Origin of the sequence: Methylomonas paludis (assembly GCF_018734325.1) — a bacterium.
Lineage (GTDB): Bacteria > Pseudomonadota > Gammaproteobacteria > Methylococcales > Methylomonadaceae > Methylomonas > Methylomonas paludis.
The window spans coordinates 546,165-563,255 of record NZ_CP073754.1; the positions used below are offsets into that span (position 1 = coordinate 546,165).

Here is a 17,091-nt window from a genome sequence, read left to right on the forward strand (position 1 = left end):
CGGTGTTACCATTTGCTGTCAGCGGCAGGGTTGCTGCCTTGCTGCGAGTATTGATATTTGAACTTACGTTTTAATAAACCTGTCGGTTCATCAGGTATGCGTTTCAGCAATTGCTCGTTAGCGCGATCACGTTCATTTTTTTCTTGTTGTTCGGCAGCTGTAAGCGGTTTTGCGCTGTTAGCCGTTTGATCCGGCTGGCCGGTTTGGGTTTCAGCGGGTTTAGTCTGGTTTGCCGGTGACTGTTGGGCCTGCTCAGTGGGTTTATCCGGCTGATCAGGCTGTTTGGATCGCTCGGTCTGGTCTTGGTCATGCTGGTTTTGCTGCTCACCCTGCTCACCCTGGTCGCCCTGTTGATCAGTTTTTTGCGACTGATCGGATTGCTTGGCAGGCTGATCTTTTTTTTGTGGCTGTTGCTGATCGGAGTGTTGCTGATTATCGGCTTGTTGTTTTTGTTCCTGCAAGCGCTTTTCCACCAGCTCCTTATTGTATTGGGCATCCTGATGATCCGGATTCAAAGCTAAAGCCTGCTGATAGGCTTTCACTGCCTCGGCTAACTGTCCGGCTTTGGCCAGCGCGTTGCCGCGATTGTAAAAACCATCGGCGTTCTGGGTTTCTTGCAAAGTTTCTGCCGCCTGTTGGTATGCGCCGGCTTTGTATTGTGCAACTGCACGCCAGTCTGGATTGGCAAACTCGGCAGCAGCCTGTGAATAATCTTGTTGGCTAAAAGCCTGTTGTGCACGCTGGTTAGGGTTGTGCCACAGGCTTTGCCAGTCAAATGCCCAGCTATCCTGAGGGTAGGGTAATAGTAAACACAGTCCCAACCATACCAGCAAGCCTTTGCGGAAGCGCAGGGCCGCCCATGGTAGTATCAGCAATACCAGCCAAGGGCCGGCTTCATCCCATTGCTGCAGTAATAAATTGTCTTGTTGTGCCTTAGTATCCTGTGGATTAATTCGGTTAAACGTTTTGCCCAATGTCTCCACATCAGCATCATCCGTGGTCACAGTCTGATATACACCCTGAGCTTTTGCAGCCAAGATTTGCAAATTGGCCGAGTCTAATTTAGCAACGATGATATTGCCACTGTCGTCTTTAACAAACCCCCCGCCCGGTTGCGAAATCGGAGCACCATCCTGAGTACCTATTGCTAATACCGAGATATGATAAGCGCCGCGTTCCGCCAGTACCTTGTCGATACTGTTGGTATCCAGTGAGTCGCTAATCAGCAATATATGGCCTTGTGCCACCCCGGCTTGGCGCAATAAGTCAGCGGCTTTATGCACCGCCCGGTCGGCATTACTGCCTGGACTGGGCATAATATCGGTACTTAGTGCCTCCAGTTGGCTGGCAATAGTCGCGGTGTCACTGGTCAGTGGTGTGACGGTAAAGGCTGTGCCGCCGTAAACCAGTAATGCAGTCTGTCCATCTTTGCGTTGGTTCAGCAAGTCGGCAATTTTGTAACGGGCTTTAGCAATACGACTGGGCTTAATATCGGTAGCATCCATAGACGCAGATAGATTAAGGGCTATTACCAGTGCCGAGTCATTGCGGAAAGCCGGGCTAGGTAAGCGCTGCCAAGTTGGTCCAGCCAGAGCCAGAACCGTTGTTAATCCTACCAAAGCAGTGACCAGCAGGCCACTCCGGCGTTGCCGCAAAGGTGTGGTCTGTAAAAGATAAGGCAGCAGTTCTGCATCGCAGACTTCCAGCCAATAGTTCTGCGCCTGTTTGCGCCGGAACAACAGCAAGAGTATCAGCGTACCTGGTAGCAAAGCCAGTAGCCATTCTGGGCGTAAAAAATGAAATTCGTTAAAATTCATGATTGCCTCAAATCATAAAGCGTCAGTCCCGCCACCAATATTAGCGCCAGTGTCAATGGCCAATAAAACAATTCACTTTGGGGACGGAAATATTGCTTGTCTTTTTCCACAGGTTCCAATTGATCCAGTATGGTATATATTTGTGCCAGTTCCTCACTGTTATGCGCTCGGAAATAACGACCGCCGCTAGTATTGGCAATAGCTGTCAGGGTTTTTTCGTCAAGATCGGCTGATGGATTTACCCGGCGGGCACCAAATAAACTGCGTACCAGCATTTCATCGGCACCAATGCCTATTGTATAAATTTTCAGATGATGGTTAGCTGCCAGTTCTGCTGCTTTCAAAGGTGTCAGCTCACCGGCGGTATTCGCACCATCCGTCAACAAAATCAGTACCCGGCTATCGGTTTTCTGATTTTGCAGGCGTTTAACCGCCAGACCAATAGCATCACCTATTGATGTTTGTGGCTCGTCCTCAGTAATGCCGATAAAAGCTTCGTTTAACAAGGTACGCACGGTTTTGCGATCAAAAGTGAGTGGTACATGCAGATAAGCTTGGGTGCCAAACAAAATCAAGCCCAAGCGGTCACCGGTACGGCGCTGAATAAACTCCCCGGCCACTTGTTTAATGGCGGTTAGCCGGTCCACCGGACTACCGTTAATAATAAAATCCTGTTCATGCATACTTCCAGATACATCGACTGCCAGCATCAGGTCGCGGCCACTGACGGATAGTTCCAGCGGCTCGCCTAACCATTGCGGACGCGTTGTCGCCAAGACCAGACAGCACCAGGCCAGGGCGGCCACCCATAATGACCAGGGGCGGTAGGTACGGACGACACGGTTTTCCCCGGTGCCGAAATCGGCTAAAAACGGAACTTTTAACGCGGCTTGTTGCTCCTCTGTTTGGGCCGGCAGCAATAACCTGATCAATAGCGGGAATGGTAATAACAGCAATAGCCATGGCCAATATAAATTAATCATGGTTTATTCCTGAATATCACACCGCTTAATAAGCCGGTGCTGTTGCCAGCTGGTTTTTGTCGCTTCAGCCAACGCTCGCAAAGCGAGAATAACTCGGCAAATTCCACGGTATCTGGTGGGCTTTGCCGGTATTGGGCATTTGCCAGACATTGGCCTACACCTTGGCTAAATGGTGCGTCAGTAAAGGATTTGTCCAAAAACGCCAGCCAGTCCTGGCCGCTAAGACTGGCTACATCACTGCGTGGTGTAGTGCTGATGGCTACCCGGCGTAACCATGCCGATAGCGCGATCAGCGTTTCCAGATTGTCCCGATCCGGATTGTTTCGAATAGCCAGCAATAACTTAGCTGCAGTTTGTAATGCTATCCGCTGCTGGGCACGGCGGTATAGATACCCGGCCAGAGTAATTAATATGAGCACTAAAATGGCCACCAGCCACCAGCCGGGAGCAGGTGGCCACCAGCTGATTGGCTCGGGTAAATGAATATCTCTTAAAGGCAATGGTTCCATAGTCAATTGTTGCATTTAAGCGGAATAGTGATGGATGTGCATCATGGTTGCAGGGAATAGCAGCTTCAATATCATCTCAATGTTTGTAGAACTTCAGCGGGTTGCTGAGTAGTGCTGCATGATAGCCAAGTCAGGTGCAGTTTGCGACACAGTTGCTGCAAGTAGGTTTGCCGGTTTTGAAAGCGTTGCTGATAGTTCAGTGCAAAGCGTTTGTCGCTACTATCTATTAATAATTCCCGCAGGCTGTCGGTAAAACGGTAGCGGCCTTTACTGGGCAATTTGGCTTCAAGTGGGTCGTTAATCTGGATTAGCGCCACATCACAATGGCGGGCCAATTTGGCCAAATGATGCTCAGCATTACTATTCAGGCCGCGAAAATCGCTGAGAATAATCACCTGACTGCCGGGGCGGGCGTGCTGCAATAATCTGGCCAGCACTTTATCCAGACTTAAATCGGCCACTGGCGTATAGCGGGGTTTCACCAAGGCATTAAAAAAATGCAGCAATGCAGCTTTGCCGGCCAAGGGTTTTAATTCCTGACAGCCGGTTTCGTTAAAAATCTGGCCACCAATCCGGTCGCGCTGGCGTAAGGCCGTCCAGGCCAATAAGCCAGCCAGTTTGGCAGCTTGCACTGATTTAAAAACGCCGCGGGTAGCAAATGTCATGGTAGATCTATAATCAACAGAGATGAACAGTGGCCGCTCTCGTTCTTCACGAAAAACCTTGCTATGTACTTTGTCGGTTCGTGCCGTCACTCGCCAATCAATGCGGCGTACATCGTCTCCAGGCTGATAGAGCCGGGTTTCATCAAAAATCATGCCTCGGCCTTTCTGCGGCGATAAATAATCACCATTGTTTACGGCACGGATACCAGCATAGCGCAGTTGCAATGCCGCCGCCGCTTTAGCCAGATCAATCAGGTTTTTTAAGCTGACCTTGACCCGTTCATCATGATTTGCCGCTAGAGAATTGTATTTATCCATTATGGAGTAGGGAGACAGGTTTAAGGTACCGCGATGCGGGCTATCAATTGTTTAATAACCTCATCTGTACTGATGCCTTCCGCTTCCGCTTCATAAGATAAAATAATTCGATGTCGCAATACGTCATAAGCCATATCCTGAATATCACTGGGATCAACAAAATCACGCTGATTTAACCAAGCCTTGGCGCGTGCGCAGCGATCCAAGGCAATACTGGCGCGCGGACTGGCCCCATATTCTATCCAGTTAGCCAAATCCTGACCGTATGCGCCGGGATTACGGGTTGCCAGCACAATTTGCAGCAAATATTGCTCCAGACTTTCCGCCATATAAATATCCAGGACTTCGTAGCGGGCGGCAAATACCGTATGTTGGCTGATTTTTTGCTGGTAGGCGGCCAGTTGCTGAACCGTTCCTCTTGCTTCCGCACGGGCCAAATGCAATATGTTGCGTTCATGGATAGCGTTGGGATAATCAATTTTGACATGCAGTAAAAATCTGTCCAACTGGGCTTCCGGTAATGGATAAGTACCCTCTTGTTCGATTGGGTTCTGGGTCGCCATCACCAGAAATAAGGGTGGTAGGGGATAAGTAGCCTTACCTACGGTAATTTGACGTTCGGCCATAGCCTCCAGTAAGGCCGCTTGGACTTTGGCGGGGGCACGATTAATTTCGTCGGCCAAGATCAGATTATGAAACAACGGGCCTTTTTGAAAATCAAAGCTGCCTAGCTGCGGACGATAAATCTCGGTACCGGTTAAATCGGAGGGCAACAAATCCGGGGTGAATTGTACTCGATGAAAGTCTGCGTCTATACTTTGGCTAAGCACATTAATGGCCCGGGTTTTGGCTAAGCCTGGAGCGCCTTCCACTAGTAAATGACCATCTGCCAATAAGGCGATCAGCATCCGTTCCACCAATACTTCCTGGCCGATTATCTTGGTATTGATATAGGTGCTGAGTTGATTTAGAGCGGTTTGGGCAGGGCTAAGGCTGTTGGCATCCATGATATGTATTATGTACTATTGGGTTTTTAGGCAAGCATAAGACCGGTTTTCCTGAAAATAGTTCTAGGGTTTAACCGGTATCGGCTTCAGTCTATGGGCAGTCAGGCGTTTTTTCAATACTGGTTTGATTGGCAAGGCGCTCTCGTCAACGTTTCTGCTCACAAACTACCAATACCGCAATTACCCGGAAAAGTTGATCAAGCTTAATTAGGGAGATTTTAGACCATCCCTATCTGCGGCATTCAAGCATTCTTCAATAATTTTTTCAATCGGTACAACATGTCAAGAGCCTGACGTGGACTCAGGCTATCAGGATCTAGTTCTTCCAGTAAACATACGGCCGGATGGCAATCAGGCGCGGTAAACAAATCAAACTGATTTACGGGCTGGTGGCTTTGTTGCTCAATATAAACCTGATTTTCCAGCTGCAGCAGCTTGGATTTGGCTTGAGCAATCACTGTTTGTGGTACCCCGGCCAGCGCAGCCACTTGCAAACCATAGCTCTGATTGGCCGGGCCATCTTTTACCGCGTGCAAAAATACTATCTTGTCGCCATGTTCCATAGCATCCAAATGAATATTATGGATACTGCTTAGTTCTTCGGCCAGCGCTGTTAATTCAAAATAATGGGTGGCAAACAGGGTATAAGCTTGAGTGTGCCTGGCCAGATAATCAGCACAGGCCCAGGCCAGTGATAAACCATCAAAGGTGCTGGTACCGCGACCGATTTCATCCATCAGAATCAGGCTATTGCTGGTGGCATTATGCAGAATATTGGCCGTTTCCGACATTTCCACCATAAAGGTGGAGCGGCCGCTGGCCAAATCATCTGAAGCACCGATGCGGGTAAAAATTTTATCGATAGGGCCACAGCGCATGGCTTGGGCCGGCACGTAACAGCCGATATGCGCCAGCAGCACAATTAGCGCAGCCTGCCGCATAAACGTGGATTTACCACCCATATTCGGGCCGGTAATGACTAACATACGCTTGGTGTCGGCAAAGTTTAAATCATTGGCTATGAATGGAATCTGTGAGATTTGCTCAACCACCAGATGGCGTCCAGCCACAATCTCTATGCCGGGTTCGGTATTCAGTGTCGGTTGGCACAAATTTAGGGTTTCGGCACGTTCGGCAAAATTGACTAGTACGTCAAGTTCCGCGATAGCGGCTGCACCAGCCTGCAACATTTGAATTTCACTGGCCAGGGTAGTCAATAATTCTTCGTAAAGATTTTTTTCAAAGGCTAGGGATTTTTCCCTGGCACTCAACACTTTGTATTCAAAATTTTTTAATTCCGGGGTGATATAACGTTCCGCGCCTTTCAAAGTCTGTTTACGCTGATAATGCGCCGGTACCTTGTCGGCCTGGGCATTGGAAATCTCAATGTAATAGCCATGTACCCGGTTATAATTGACTTTAAGATTGCTAATCCCGGTGGTTTGCCGTTCGCTGAGCTCCATATCCAGTAAAAACTGGTCGGCGTTCTGGCTTAAATTGCGTAAAGCATCCAGCTCAGAATGATACCCGGCAGCAATGACTCCGCCGTCACGAATCAGCACCGGCGGATTATCGACGATGGCTTGTTGCAGCAATGCCAACATCTCTGGTTGTTCACGCAATTTCAGCCGCAAATCCTCTAAATACTGATTATCCGTGTTTACCAGTTGTTGCTGCAATTGCGGTAATACCGACAAACTATGCCGTAATACCAGCAAATCGCGGGGACGGGCAGTTTTTAAGGCAATGCGCGCACTTATCCGTTCAATGTCGCCCACTTGGCGCAGGCTGAGTTGAAGATCGGCATAACGCTGGTTTTCCAATAAACTGGCGATACTGGCATAACGGTCATTGATCCGGCTTTGATCGCGCAACGGCCGGTGCAGCCAGCGCCGTAAGCAACGTCCGCCCATTGCCGTGGCGGTTTTATCCAGTACACCTAGCAGCGTGTATTGGATCTGTCCGCTGGGATGGGTGTCCAATTCCAGATTGCGGCGACTGGCGGCATCCAGGCTAATACTGTCATCGGCGTTTTCTACGCTGATACCCTGGATATGCGGCAAAGCGCATTGCTGAGTATCGCGTAAATATTGCAGTAAGGCACCGGCGGCGCAAATAGCCGCCGTTAAATCTTCACAGCCATAACCTTTTAAATCATGTACTCCAAACTGTTTCAGCAGCAACAGCCGGCAACTGTCCAGATCAAAATGCCAGGGCGGACGTTTACACAAACTGCGGCGTTCCTTGACGGATGCGGGTAGCGCCTCATTTTCATTGTAAAGCAGTTCAACCGGGCTTAAGCGCTCCAGTTCGCTCAGCAATTGCTGTTCATTGACAAACTGTTGCAGTACAAATCTGCCGCTGCCCACATCCAGGCTAGCCAAGCCATAGCCCTGATCGAAGTGAACAAAAGCCGCCAATAGATTGTCCTTGCGATCATCCAGTAAGGCTTCATCGGTGACGGTACCGGGTGTGACCACTCTTACCACTTTGCGATCAACAGGGCCTTTGGATGTGGCCGGGTCACCGATTTGTTCGCAAATGGCGATAGATTCGCCCTGTTTTAATAGTCGGGCGATATAGTTTTCGGCAGCATGATAGGGAATGCCGGCCATCGGAATTGGTGTGCCGGCTGATTGGCCGCGAGCTGTCAGGGTAATGTCCAGCAGTTGCGCAGCCTTTTTGGCATCGTCAAAAAACAGCTCATAAAAATCCCCCATCCGATAAAACAGTAAGGTGTCCGGATACTGTGATTTGATGCGTAAAAATTGCTGCATCATTGGGGTGTGTGGAGAAGCGATCGGTGTGCTCATACCGGCTATTTTAACTAAATTCGGCAACTATAGTCTGGTTCAATGCAAACCACGGAATCGATATCAAACCTAAATTGTTTGTTAGCCGGGTTTTAAATACACTGCAATCAACTGAGGTCTGGTCAGTCAGTCGTTTTTTAGCAAAAAACCACAGCAAATCCGCGTATACTCTTGTAACCTGTGTAACCCAGCACAGTTGCTGTATAGATGCTGACATAGCATGATTCAGAAAACCATACCGCTACAAATAAAAACGGATTTGGCTTTTAACGGCCTACCGGTGTTTTCTGCAAGGTTAAGGCTTTAACTAGTTGAATCAGCTAATCAATCTGCCCCTCGGAAATCCCCTCAATCAACTGCAGGTTCCAGGAAATAATCCGGGCTAAACAGCTGGTTTCGGGTAAAATGCCCAACCCGATTTTGTGTGCTAGCCCAGTGGTAATGGTGCTGAGCTGTAGTATTTTCGATTAACCTTAAGTGATTATGCGCATTTTTGCTCGTCTTATCTTTACTATTGCCTGTCTGCTGGTTAACGTAGCAGCTAGCGCCGATACCAACTTCGCCGGTTTCCTGGTGTTGAACTACCACGATATTCTTGAAGAAGAAGAGCGTGTGCCGCCGTTTGACCGAATAGGTGTCAACAAGCAGCATTTAGAGCAGCACTTCGCTTGGCTGAAAAAGAATAATTATCATGTCATCAGTGTCCAGGATGTTCTTGATGCCCGGCAAACCGGAAAAAGCCTGCCGGACAAAGCGGTCATGCTCACTTTCGACGATGGGTATCAAAGTTTTTTTACCCGAGCCATGCCGTTGCTGAAAAAATATCACTATTCGGCTACCCTGGCAGTCGTGGGTAGCTGGTTGGAGCAACCTGCCAGTTATGAAGGTAGTAAACCCATCATGAGTACAGCTCAAATCAGGGAAGTAATGGAAACCGGGCTGGTGGAAATTGCTTCGCATACCCATGATCTGCATCACAGTATTCCCGCCAACCCTCAAGCCAATATGGAAAGCGCAGTTACTTCCCGCTTGTATAGTTCGGAATATGAGGAATATGAAAACGATGAAAGTTATCGTAAACGTATTTTTCAAGAAATTGACAAAAGTTCGGAGCACTTGTTTCAATTGATAGGCAAACGACCACGAGTGTTGGTTTGGCCCTACGGTGAATATAATGCGGTAGCACTGGAAGCGGCCAAACTAGCAGGTATGAGTCTGACCATGGGGCTGAGTGACGGCCTTAACAGCTTGGCCGATTTTGCGGTAATGAAGCGCTTGATGATAGCCGATGATCCCAATGTGGCACAGTTTGCCGAGATATTGAAACACCAGCGTCTGGATCAGGAGTTGCGGGTTGTTCATGTGGATTTAGACTATATCTATGACGAAGATGAGGCACAGACCAAGCGAAATCTGTCCGCTTTGCTGGACCGCATCAAAACCAGCGGTGCCAATACCGTGTATTTACAAGCTTATTCTGATCCGGATGGTGACGGCAATGCCGACCAACTGTATTTTCCCAATCGGCATTTACCGGTCAGGCGCGATTTGTTTAATCATGTTGCTTGGCAATTACGGGCGAAGGCTGGGGTCAAAGTTTATGCCTGGATGCCGATTATGGCTTATAAAGCTGATGTGCCCTTGAAATGGTATGTGAAGGAATGGCGCGATGGTGAGCCCCAGCTGGCTCGGCATGTCTATACCCGTTTATCGCCTTTCAATCCGGAAGCCCGACAATTCGTTGGTGAAATTTATGAGGATTTGGCCAAATATTGCGACTTTAACGGTATTTTATTTCACGATGACGGTATTTTGTCGGATTTTGAAGATGTTTCGCAATTGGCAATGGATTATACCCACAATGTTTGGGGGTTACCGGCCGAATTTGAGCAGATTCATGCCAGTAGTGCTTTACGGCTGCGTTGGGCTCAACAAAAAACCGAATTGATCGCGCAGTTCACGGATTATCTAGCCGATAAAGTTCGATATTACCGGCCCAACATTAAAACAGCCCGAAATTTTTACGCTTTGCCTTTGTTAAAACCTTATAGCGAAGAATGGTATGCCCAATCGTTTCCGGCTTTCCTGATGCATTATGATTATGTTGCCATAGAAGCAATGCCCTTTATGGAAAATGCGGCAGATCCCAAACGTTGGTTGACCGAGTTGGTACAAAAAACTGCGGCCTATCCGCATGGCTTGGATAAAATGGTTTTCGAGTTGCAAGCAGTAGATTGGGCAAAGCAGCAGGATATTGCCATGCCGGTTTTTATTGAACAATTTCAGTTGCTGAAAAAAAACGGCGCTAAGCATATTGGTTACTATCCGGATAATGTTTATCACGACCAGCCGCGGTTGGACGAGTTGAAAAACTTTTTTCCGACCCAAAAAAAATATTAAAAATCATATAAATCCGACAGCCGGCAATGGATAATATCATCGCGCAACCGTGGTTTCAGCATCTGATTGATTGGCGGCTGATGCTGCAGGAATATTTGGAAGAAATGCCCTGGCAAACGGTCGACGAATTACTGTCCCGCTTCATGTTTTACTATCCTTTACTGATGGCTTATGTTTGGATGCTGGGCGGCATCATTTACTATCTGCGTTGGGAGAAAAATCGCGGCAATGTGCTGGACGATTTGCCGGTTTTGTCCGAATATCCGCCAGTGTCAATTTTAATTCCGTGTTACAACGAAGGTGAGAACGTCAGAGAAACCATTGAATACCTGCTGCATCAGCAATATCCACATTACGAAATTATTGCTATCAATGACGGCAGCAAAGACAATACTCTGGAAATATTGCACGAACTGGCTGACCAGCATGAATGCATCAGAGTTATTAATCTGGCGCAAAATCAGGGTAAAGCTGTGGGTTTACGTACTGCAGCCTTATTGGCCAACAGTGAAATCCTGATAGGTATTGATGGTGATGCGCTGCTGGCACCCACGGCTACCGCCTGGATAGTCAGGCACTTTCTTGATAACCCGCGTGTCGGCGCTGTGACCGGTAATCCCAGAATTCGTAATCGTTCTACCTTATTGGGCAAGATACAAGTTGGTGAGTTTTCTGCTATCGTCGGCATGATAAAACGCGCCCAGCGTGCTTATGGTCATGTCTTCACGGTGTCGGGTGTGATTGCCGGTTTCCGTAAAACCGCTCTGCATGATGTCGGCTACTGGAGCCCAGATATGGTCACCGAAGATATTGATATTAGCTGGAAACTGCAACTGGCTGGTTGGACTATCCGCTTCGAACCCAATGCCTTGTGTTGGGTATTAATGCCCGAAACCTTGGTCGGTTTATGGAAGCAGCGTTCGCGTTGGGCACAAGGCGGCGTGGAAGTCCTGTTGCGTTATTTCAGTTCCTTATGGCGCTGGCGTTCACGCGGCATGTGGCCTTTATATCTGGAATGCTGTATCAGTTTAAGCTGGGCGTTTACCATACTGGCTTATCTGCTGGCGGTACCCTTGCAATGGATTGCTGCGGAACAGGCTCAGGAAGCACTGGAAGATTTGTCACCTCGCTGGACTAGTATGCTGTTATGCGTGACTTGTCTGGTGCAATTTGCAGTCAGTCTGGGCATAGATTCTCGATATGAACGTAAAAGCGGCGGATCTGCCCGGCATTATTACTGGATGATCTGGTATCCCATCGTCTATTGGCTGATTAATGTCGGAACTACCGTACACGGCTGCGTCAAAGCCGTGCGCAAAAAACGCGGACAGCGGGCAGTATGGGTTACCTTGGACAGAGGCTTGCGGCAAAAATGAAAGATATCATCATCAATCAGCCGCATTTACAAAGTTTTCGTCAAAAATGCGGATCCATTTTTTTATCTATATGCAGTTGGCTGCTCTGGCTGTATTTTTTATTACCATTGTTCACCTTGGGCGGTTGGTTACTAGGTGTTAAAAATCTCTCTGATGAAATCCGCTGGTTTGGTGGCTATAAAACCTTACTGGAACTTCTGGAAATGTATGGTGAGATTATTTTGGTTATTGCTTTGTTGTGGTTACTTTGGTCATTCTGCCTGTCCTGGCTGCATGACAGCATACAACCAAAACGGGTTAATCAAGTCAGCGATCAACAATTATGCCTTGCTTTTCATGTCAATGAGTCCTGTTTGCAAGTGGTTAGGGCCGCTCAGAAAGTCACCGTATATTTTGATGATACTGCTGGAATTACCTCAATCCAAACTGACTAAGAGATTATCCAGGGCAAACCTGGATTTTGCTATGATAGCTGGTAAACTGCTCTGAAATTTAAGGACTATCGCTTATGCAACTCGCAATTTCGGTTTTAGGAAATAAAACTAAAGATTTGGTTGTTGAAACCTTGGCCGCAGTCAGTGCTTGTCAATGTCATGTTTTAGAGTTGCGTACCTCCAATCTGACTCAACTCACCGCGCTTTATGTGCTGATTAACGGCAACTGGAATCATATTGCCAAACTCGAAGGATTGCTGGATGCCATTGCTAAACGCAATGGTGTCAATATCAATTTTATGCGTCCGGAAAAAGATCAGCTGACAGAATCCGGCGTGCCTTATACCTTGGAAACCATCTCGCTGGACAAAAAAGATATCCTGGTTGCCGTGACTACTTTTTTGGTGGAGCGTGGTATAGTCATAGAAGAAATTACGGCCAGCAGCCATCAGACTGCTTTTTTCAGCAATACTGTGTTTTCCAGTAAATTTATTCTGCTGGTTCCCGATGATGTCCGCATTCTTTCATTGCGGGAAGAGTTTTTGGATTTCTGCGATAACCTGAATATTGATGCCATTCTCGAACCCATCAAACGTTAACAACATGAGTGAATTGATCTTAGGTAAGCCGGTACCGGATTTTCAAATAGCGGCAACTGACGGCAAAACCATTCAGTTGAGCGATTACCGTGGCAAAAAAATAGTACTGTATTTTTATCCCAAAGACAGTACACCTGGTTGTACGCTGGAGGGTGTGTCTTTCAAAGATCACTTTCAGCAGTTTCAGGGCTTGCAGACCGTGATACTTGGGGTTTCCCGAGATAGCAGCAAATCTCATGACAACTTCAAATCCAAGCAAGGTTTTCCGTTTGATTTGCTGGCAGATACTGATGAAACCCTGTGTCAGTTATTCGATGTGATCAAAATGAAGTCCATGTATGGCAAACAGGTGCGTGGTATTGAGCGTAGCACCTTCATCATTGATGAAAGTGGAGTGCTGCTTAAAGAATGGCGCAAGGTGCAGGTCAAAACCCATGTGACCGAAGTGCTGGCATTTTTACAGGGTTTGGCATAGACTGCTACTCAGCAGGTGGCTGATGTTGAGCGTAGACGTTCAATTTTTGCTATGAATTCAAGCAAACAGGCAAATTTTGTGACTAAGCCTGATCAATATTGGTTTCTCAGTATAGATTGGCCCAAATTTGGGATTGTTTAATTCTGTAGTTTTGGTAATAATGAGATGCCGTAAATGGATAAGCCGGCTTGGGCAAGTCCGGCAATAAGCGGTCACCCATCCAGTATTTAATTTACTCGCAGGTTCATGGTTTGGATGTGGCGTGGCCAAAGTCCTTCCGGAACCGTCTGAATGAATATCGAAGTCTGTGTACAAGACATTTGTGCAACTAGGGTTTCGACACCTAAATATTTAGTTTTTGGAATAACGGTCAGGTATCATGAACGAGATGCTGTCTTCAGGAATTGAGCTGATGCTGTTGGGCATGGGCATCGTCTATGGATTTTTGGCAATGTTGGTATTGGCAATTTCCGCAATGTCAGCCGTGGTGCAACGCTATTTTCCGGATTTGTCTGCTCAGCAAATCAGTGCCAGACAAATTGAGGATGCCGGGGTATTGGCAGCCATTACCGCCGCAGTCCATCAATACCGAAAAAAATACCCTAAAAATTAAGAGTATAAATTTACGATTTTAATTTGTTACCCGCAAGGTAAAAATCATCGGCCCCAAACGTTTCAGTAGGAGAAGCACGAGTGGCAAAGGTAAAAAAACCTTTAGGAATTACAGAAGTTGTATTACGTGACGCACACCAGTCTATCCTGGCAACCAGACTACGCATCGAAGACATGCTGCCGATTTGTCAGCAACTTGATGAAATTGGTTATTGGTCCATCGAGTCCTGGGGTGGTGCCACTTTTGATGCCTGTGTTCGATATCTAGGCGAAGACCCCTGGGAACGTTTACGGCTCCTGAAAAAAGCCATGCCCAATACTCCGCAACAAATGCTGTTCCGGGGCCAGAATATTCTGGGCTATCGTCATTATGCCGATGATGTGGTGGATAAATTTGTTGAGCGCTGTTTCATCAACGGTATCGACGTATTCCGCATATTTGATGCCATGAATGATATGCGAAATATCGAGCGTGCCGTCAAAGCCGTTTTGCAAACCGATGCACATGCTCAAGGTACTATTTCCTATACCACCAGTCCAGTGCATACCATTCCGAAATGGGTGGAATTGGGTAGAGTTATTGAAGATATGGGGGCTCATTCCATTTGTATCAAAGATATGGCGGGATTGCTGACACCATATGATGCTTTCGAACTGGTCAGTAAGCTTAAAAAAGCGGTGTCCATACCTATTCATATGCAATGTCATGCCACTACCGGCCTTAGTGTTGGTACCTACATCAAAGCCGTAGAAGCCGGTCTGGATAATGCAGATACCGCCATCTCCTCATTGAGTATGACTTATGGACATAGTCCAACCGAATCCATTGTCGCCAGTTTTCAGGGACAACCTTACGATACCGGTCTGGATTTGATTAAACTGGAAAAAATTGCCGCTTATTTCCGCGAAGTGCGGAAAAAATATGCCCAGTTTGAAGGCAGCCTGAAAGGTGTGGATGCCCGTATTCTGGTTTCACAAGTTCCGGGTGGTATGCTGACTAACATGGAAAGTCAGCTTAGAGAGCAAGGTGCTGCAGACAAATTCGATGCAGTGTTATTGGAAATTCCCAAAGTCCGCGAAGATCTGGGTCATATCCCTCTGGTAACGCCCACTTCACAAATTGTCGGCACTCAAGCAGTATTAAACGTTTTGGCTGGCGAACGTTACAAAACCATCAGTAAAGAAACTGCTGGGGTTTTGAAAGGTGAATACGGTGCCACTCCTGCACCGGTCAATAAAGAACTGCAATTGCGTGTGCTTGATGGCGCGGAGCCAATAACTTGTCGTCCGGCAGATCTGTTACCGCCGGAATTTGCCAATATCCTGGCTGAAGTACAGCGCAAAGCAGCTGCCGAAAACGTTAAATTGTCGGCATCGATTGAGGAAGATGCTTTAATTGACGGCATGTTTGCCCAGATTGGCTGGAAATTTATCCAGAATCGCGGCAATCCAGCCGCATTCGAGCCGGCACCGGGCAAAGAATCTGCACCTGCAGTAGCTGCTACACCAGCGGTGGCAAGCGATCCAGGTAAAGTTGAAACTTATACCGTAAATGTTGATGGGCGAAACTTTCATGTTGCTGTCGGCCCGGCTGACGCTAAATTCGATATCCAGCCTGCACCAGCAGCGCCGATTGGCCCTGATTTGGTTGTGACACCGCCTATCGTTAGTGGTAGCGGTGTGGTCATTTCGCCATTGGCCGGTGTGATTTTAAAGGTAAATGTCAATGTAGGTTCACACATCGCCGAAGGCGAAGTGGTACTGGTTATGGAAGCCATGAAAATGGAAACGGAAATTCGCGCCAAGGTGGCGGGAATCGTCAGTGCAGTTAATGTACGTCAGGGCGATTCAGTAGCGGTAGGCGATATTCTGGTAACTTTATAAAAGTTAACCGACATATTACTAATTCCAACTAAGCCTGACATAAACTAAGACACTCAATGGAAAATCTCAGACTTTTATGGGAAAGCACCGGCCTGTATAACTTTACAGGCCCACAAGCTATTATGATGGCTGTGGGTTTCCTACTGCTGTTTCTCGCTATTAAAAAAGGGTTCGAACCGCTGTTATTATTGCCTATAGGTTTTGGGGCTATTCTCAGTAATATTCCGATAGCAGGCATGATAGATGAGGGGGGTATTCTTTATTACATGTACGGCGGTATCAAGGCTGGCGTATTTCCCCTGTTGATTTTCATGGGGGTCGGGGCCATGACTGATTTTGGTCCCATGCTGGCAAATCCAAAAACCCTGTTTTTGGGGGCGGCTGCTCAATTTGGTATTTTCGCCACTTTATTTGGTGCCTTGGCCTTAAATGCCGTACCCGGAATGGATTTTACCTTGAAGCAGGCTGCCGCAATTGCCATTATTGGCGGTGCAGACGGCCCAACTGCCATTTACGTAGCCTCCAAATTGGCCCCGGAATTATTAGGAGCCATCGCCGTAGCCGCTTATTCATATATGGCCTTGGTGCCGCTGATCCAGCCGCCTATCATGCGGGCTTTGACCACGGTTGAGGAACGCAGTATTGAAATGCAGCAACTGCGCGCGGTCAGTCATACTGAAAAAGTCATCTTTCCATTAATGTTGGTAGTGCTGACTGCCTTGTTATTGCCTTCCGCAGCGCCGCTGATCGGTATGTTTTGTTTGGGTAATCTGATGAATGCTACCGGTGTGGTAGACAGGCTTAGCAAGACAGCCCAAAATGAACTGATCAATATTATTACCATCTTTCTGGGTTTGTCAGTTGGCTCAAAACTTAGTGCTGAAGCCTTTTTGAAAATGGAAACCTTGGGGATCCTGGGTTTAGGTGCCATTGCCTTCTCAATCGGTACAGCCAGCGGAGTAATCATGGCCAAGATCATGAATCGGTTTAGCAGTACGCCTATTAATCCGCTCATTGGTGCGGCCGGTGTTTCCGCCGTGCCTATGGCTGCGCGGGTTGCCAATAAAATCGGTCTGGAAAGTAATCCCCACAATTTTTTGCTGATGCATGCCATGGGGCCAAATGTTGCCGGGGTTATCGGCTCAGCTGTTGCTGCGGGTGTATTACTGAGTCTGGTTCATTGATTTAGCTGTTCAGAT

General features: G+C 47.5%; 14 protein-coding genes. 8 read left to right on the forward strand and 6 right to left on the reverse strand.

The features are described 5' to 3' along the window. Window positions 1-5: 5 nt before the first annotated feature. The 6 genes from KEF85_RS02640 to mutS all read right to left on the reverse strand — a co-directional run bounded on the left by KEF85_RS02640 (window position 6) and on the right by mutS (window position 8,112). Window positions 6-1,817, reverse strand: a complete 1,812-nt coding sequence (locus KEF85_RS02640; RefSeq protein ID WP_215583189.1) for a vWA domain-containing protein — start codon at window positions 1,815-1,817, stop codon at window positions 6-8. Beyond that, window positions 1,814-2,800, reverse strand: coding sequence for a vWA domain-containing protein (locus tag KEF85_RS02645; RefSeq protein ID WP_215583190.1), 987 nt, complete (start codon window positions 2,798-2,800; stop codon window positions 1,814-1,816). Before KEF85_RS02645 ends, KEF85_RS02640 begins: the two co-directional genes overlap by 4 nt. After that, window positions 2,797-3,324 (reverse strand): DUF4381 domain-containing protein, encoded by a 528-nt coding sequence (locus KEF85_RS02650; protein WP_246535023.1) that lies wholly within the window; start codon window positions 3,322-3,324, stop codon window positions 2,797-2,799. Before KEF85_RS02650 ends, KEF85_RS02645 begins: the two co-directional genes overlap by 4 nt. Before the next feature lie 56 nt (window positions 3,325-3,380). After that, the gene (locus KEF85_RS02655; RefSeq protein WP_215583191.1) at window positions 3,381-4,292 is read right to left on the reverse strand and encodes a DUF58 domain-containing protein; all 912 of its coding nucleotides are present in this window, start codon (window positions 4,290-4,292) and stop codon (window positions 3,381-3,383) included. 20 nt (window positions 4,293-4,312) lie between these two features. Continuing rightward, the gene (locus KEF85_RS02660; RefSeq protein WP_215583192.1) at window positions 4,313-5,299 is read right to left on the reverse strand and encodes an AAA family ATPase; all 987 of its coding nucleotides are present in this window, start codon (window positions 5,297-5,299) and stop codon (window positions 4,313-4,315) included. A 242-nt stretch (window positions 5,300-5,541) separates the two neighbouring features. Then, window positions 5,542-8,112 (reverse strand): DNA mismatch repair protein MutS, encoded by a 2,571-nt coding sequence (mutS, locus tag KEF85_RS02665; RefSeq protein ID WP_246535024.1) that lies wholly within the window; start codon window positions 8,110-8,112, stop codon window positions 5,542-5,544. A gap of 483 nt (window positions 8,113-8,595) precedes the next feature. Here mutS and pgaB point away from each other — a divergent pair, with 483 nt between their 5' ends. From pgaB to KEF85_RS02705, 8 genes are all read left to right on the forward strand, one after another. Then, on the forward strand, window positions 8,596-10,512 hold the full coding sequence (gene pgaB / locus KEF85_RS02670) for a poly-beta-1,6-N-acetyl-D-glucosamine N-deacetylase PgaB (protein ID WP_215583193.1): 1,917 nt from the start codon (window positions 8,596-8,598) through the stop codon (window positions 10,510-10,512). A gap of 26 nt (window positions 10,513-10,538) precedes the next feature. After that, window positions 10,539-11,888, forward strand: coding sequence for a poly-beta-1,6-N-acetyl-D-glucosamine synthase (pgaC, locus tag KEF85_RS02675; protein ID WP_215583194.1), 1,350 nt, complete (start codon window positions 10,539-10,541; stop codon window positions 11,886-11,888). Beyond that, on the forward strand, window positions 11,885-12,322 hold the full coding sequence (pgaD, locus tag KEF85_RS02680) for a poly-beta-1,6-N-acetyl-D-glucosamine biosynthesis protein PgaD (protein WP_215583195.1): 438 nt from the start codon (window positions 11,885-11,887) through the stop codon (window positions 12,320-12,322). Before pgaC ends, pgaD begins: the two co-directional genes overlap by 4 nt. A 74-nt stretch (window positions 12,323-12,396) precedes the next feature. After that, window positions 12,397-12,921: a glycine cleavage system transcriptional repressor gene (locus tag KEF85_RS02685; protein ID WP_215583196.1), complete on the forward strand. Its 525-nt coding sequence runs from the start codon at window positions 12,397-12,399 to the stop codon at window positions 12,919-12,921. A 4-nt stretch (window positions 12,922-12,925) separates the two neighbouring features. Next, window positions 12,926-13,396, forward strand: a complete 471-nt coding sequence (locus tag KEF85_RS02690) for a peroxiredoxin (protein ID WP_215583197.1) — start codon at window positions 12,926-12,928, stop codon at window positions 13,394-13,396. A 379-nt stretch (window positions 13,397-13,775) separates the two neighbouring features. Then, entirely contained in the window at window positions 13,776-14,009 is a 234-nt protein-coding gene (locus KEF85_RS02695; protein ID WP_215583198.1) for an OadG family protein, read from the forward strand. A gap of 80 nt (window positions 14,010-14,089) precedes the next feature. Next, window positions 14,090-15,892 carry a sodium-extruding oxaloacetate decarboxylase subunit alpha gene (oadA, locus tag KEF85_RS02700; RefSeq protein ID WP_215583199.1) on the forward strand — a complete coding sequence of 601 codons (1,803 nt, stop codon included), beginning with the start codon at window positions 14,090-14,092 and terminating at the stop codon, window positions 15,890-15,892. Window positions 15,893-15,948: 56 nt separating this feature from the next. Beyond that, a complete protein-coding gene (locus tag KEF85_RS02705) occupies window positions 15,949-17,076 on the forward strand; it encodes a sodium ion-translocating decarboxylase subunit beta (RefSeq protein WP_215583200.1) in 1,128 nt (375 codons plus the stop codon). Window positions 17,077-17,091 lie beyond the last annotated feature (15 nt).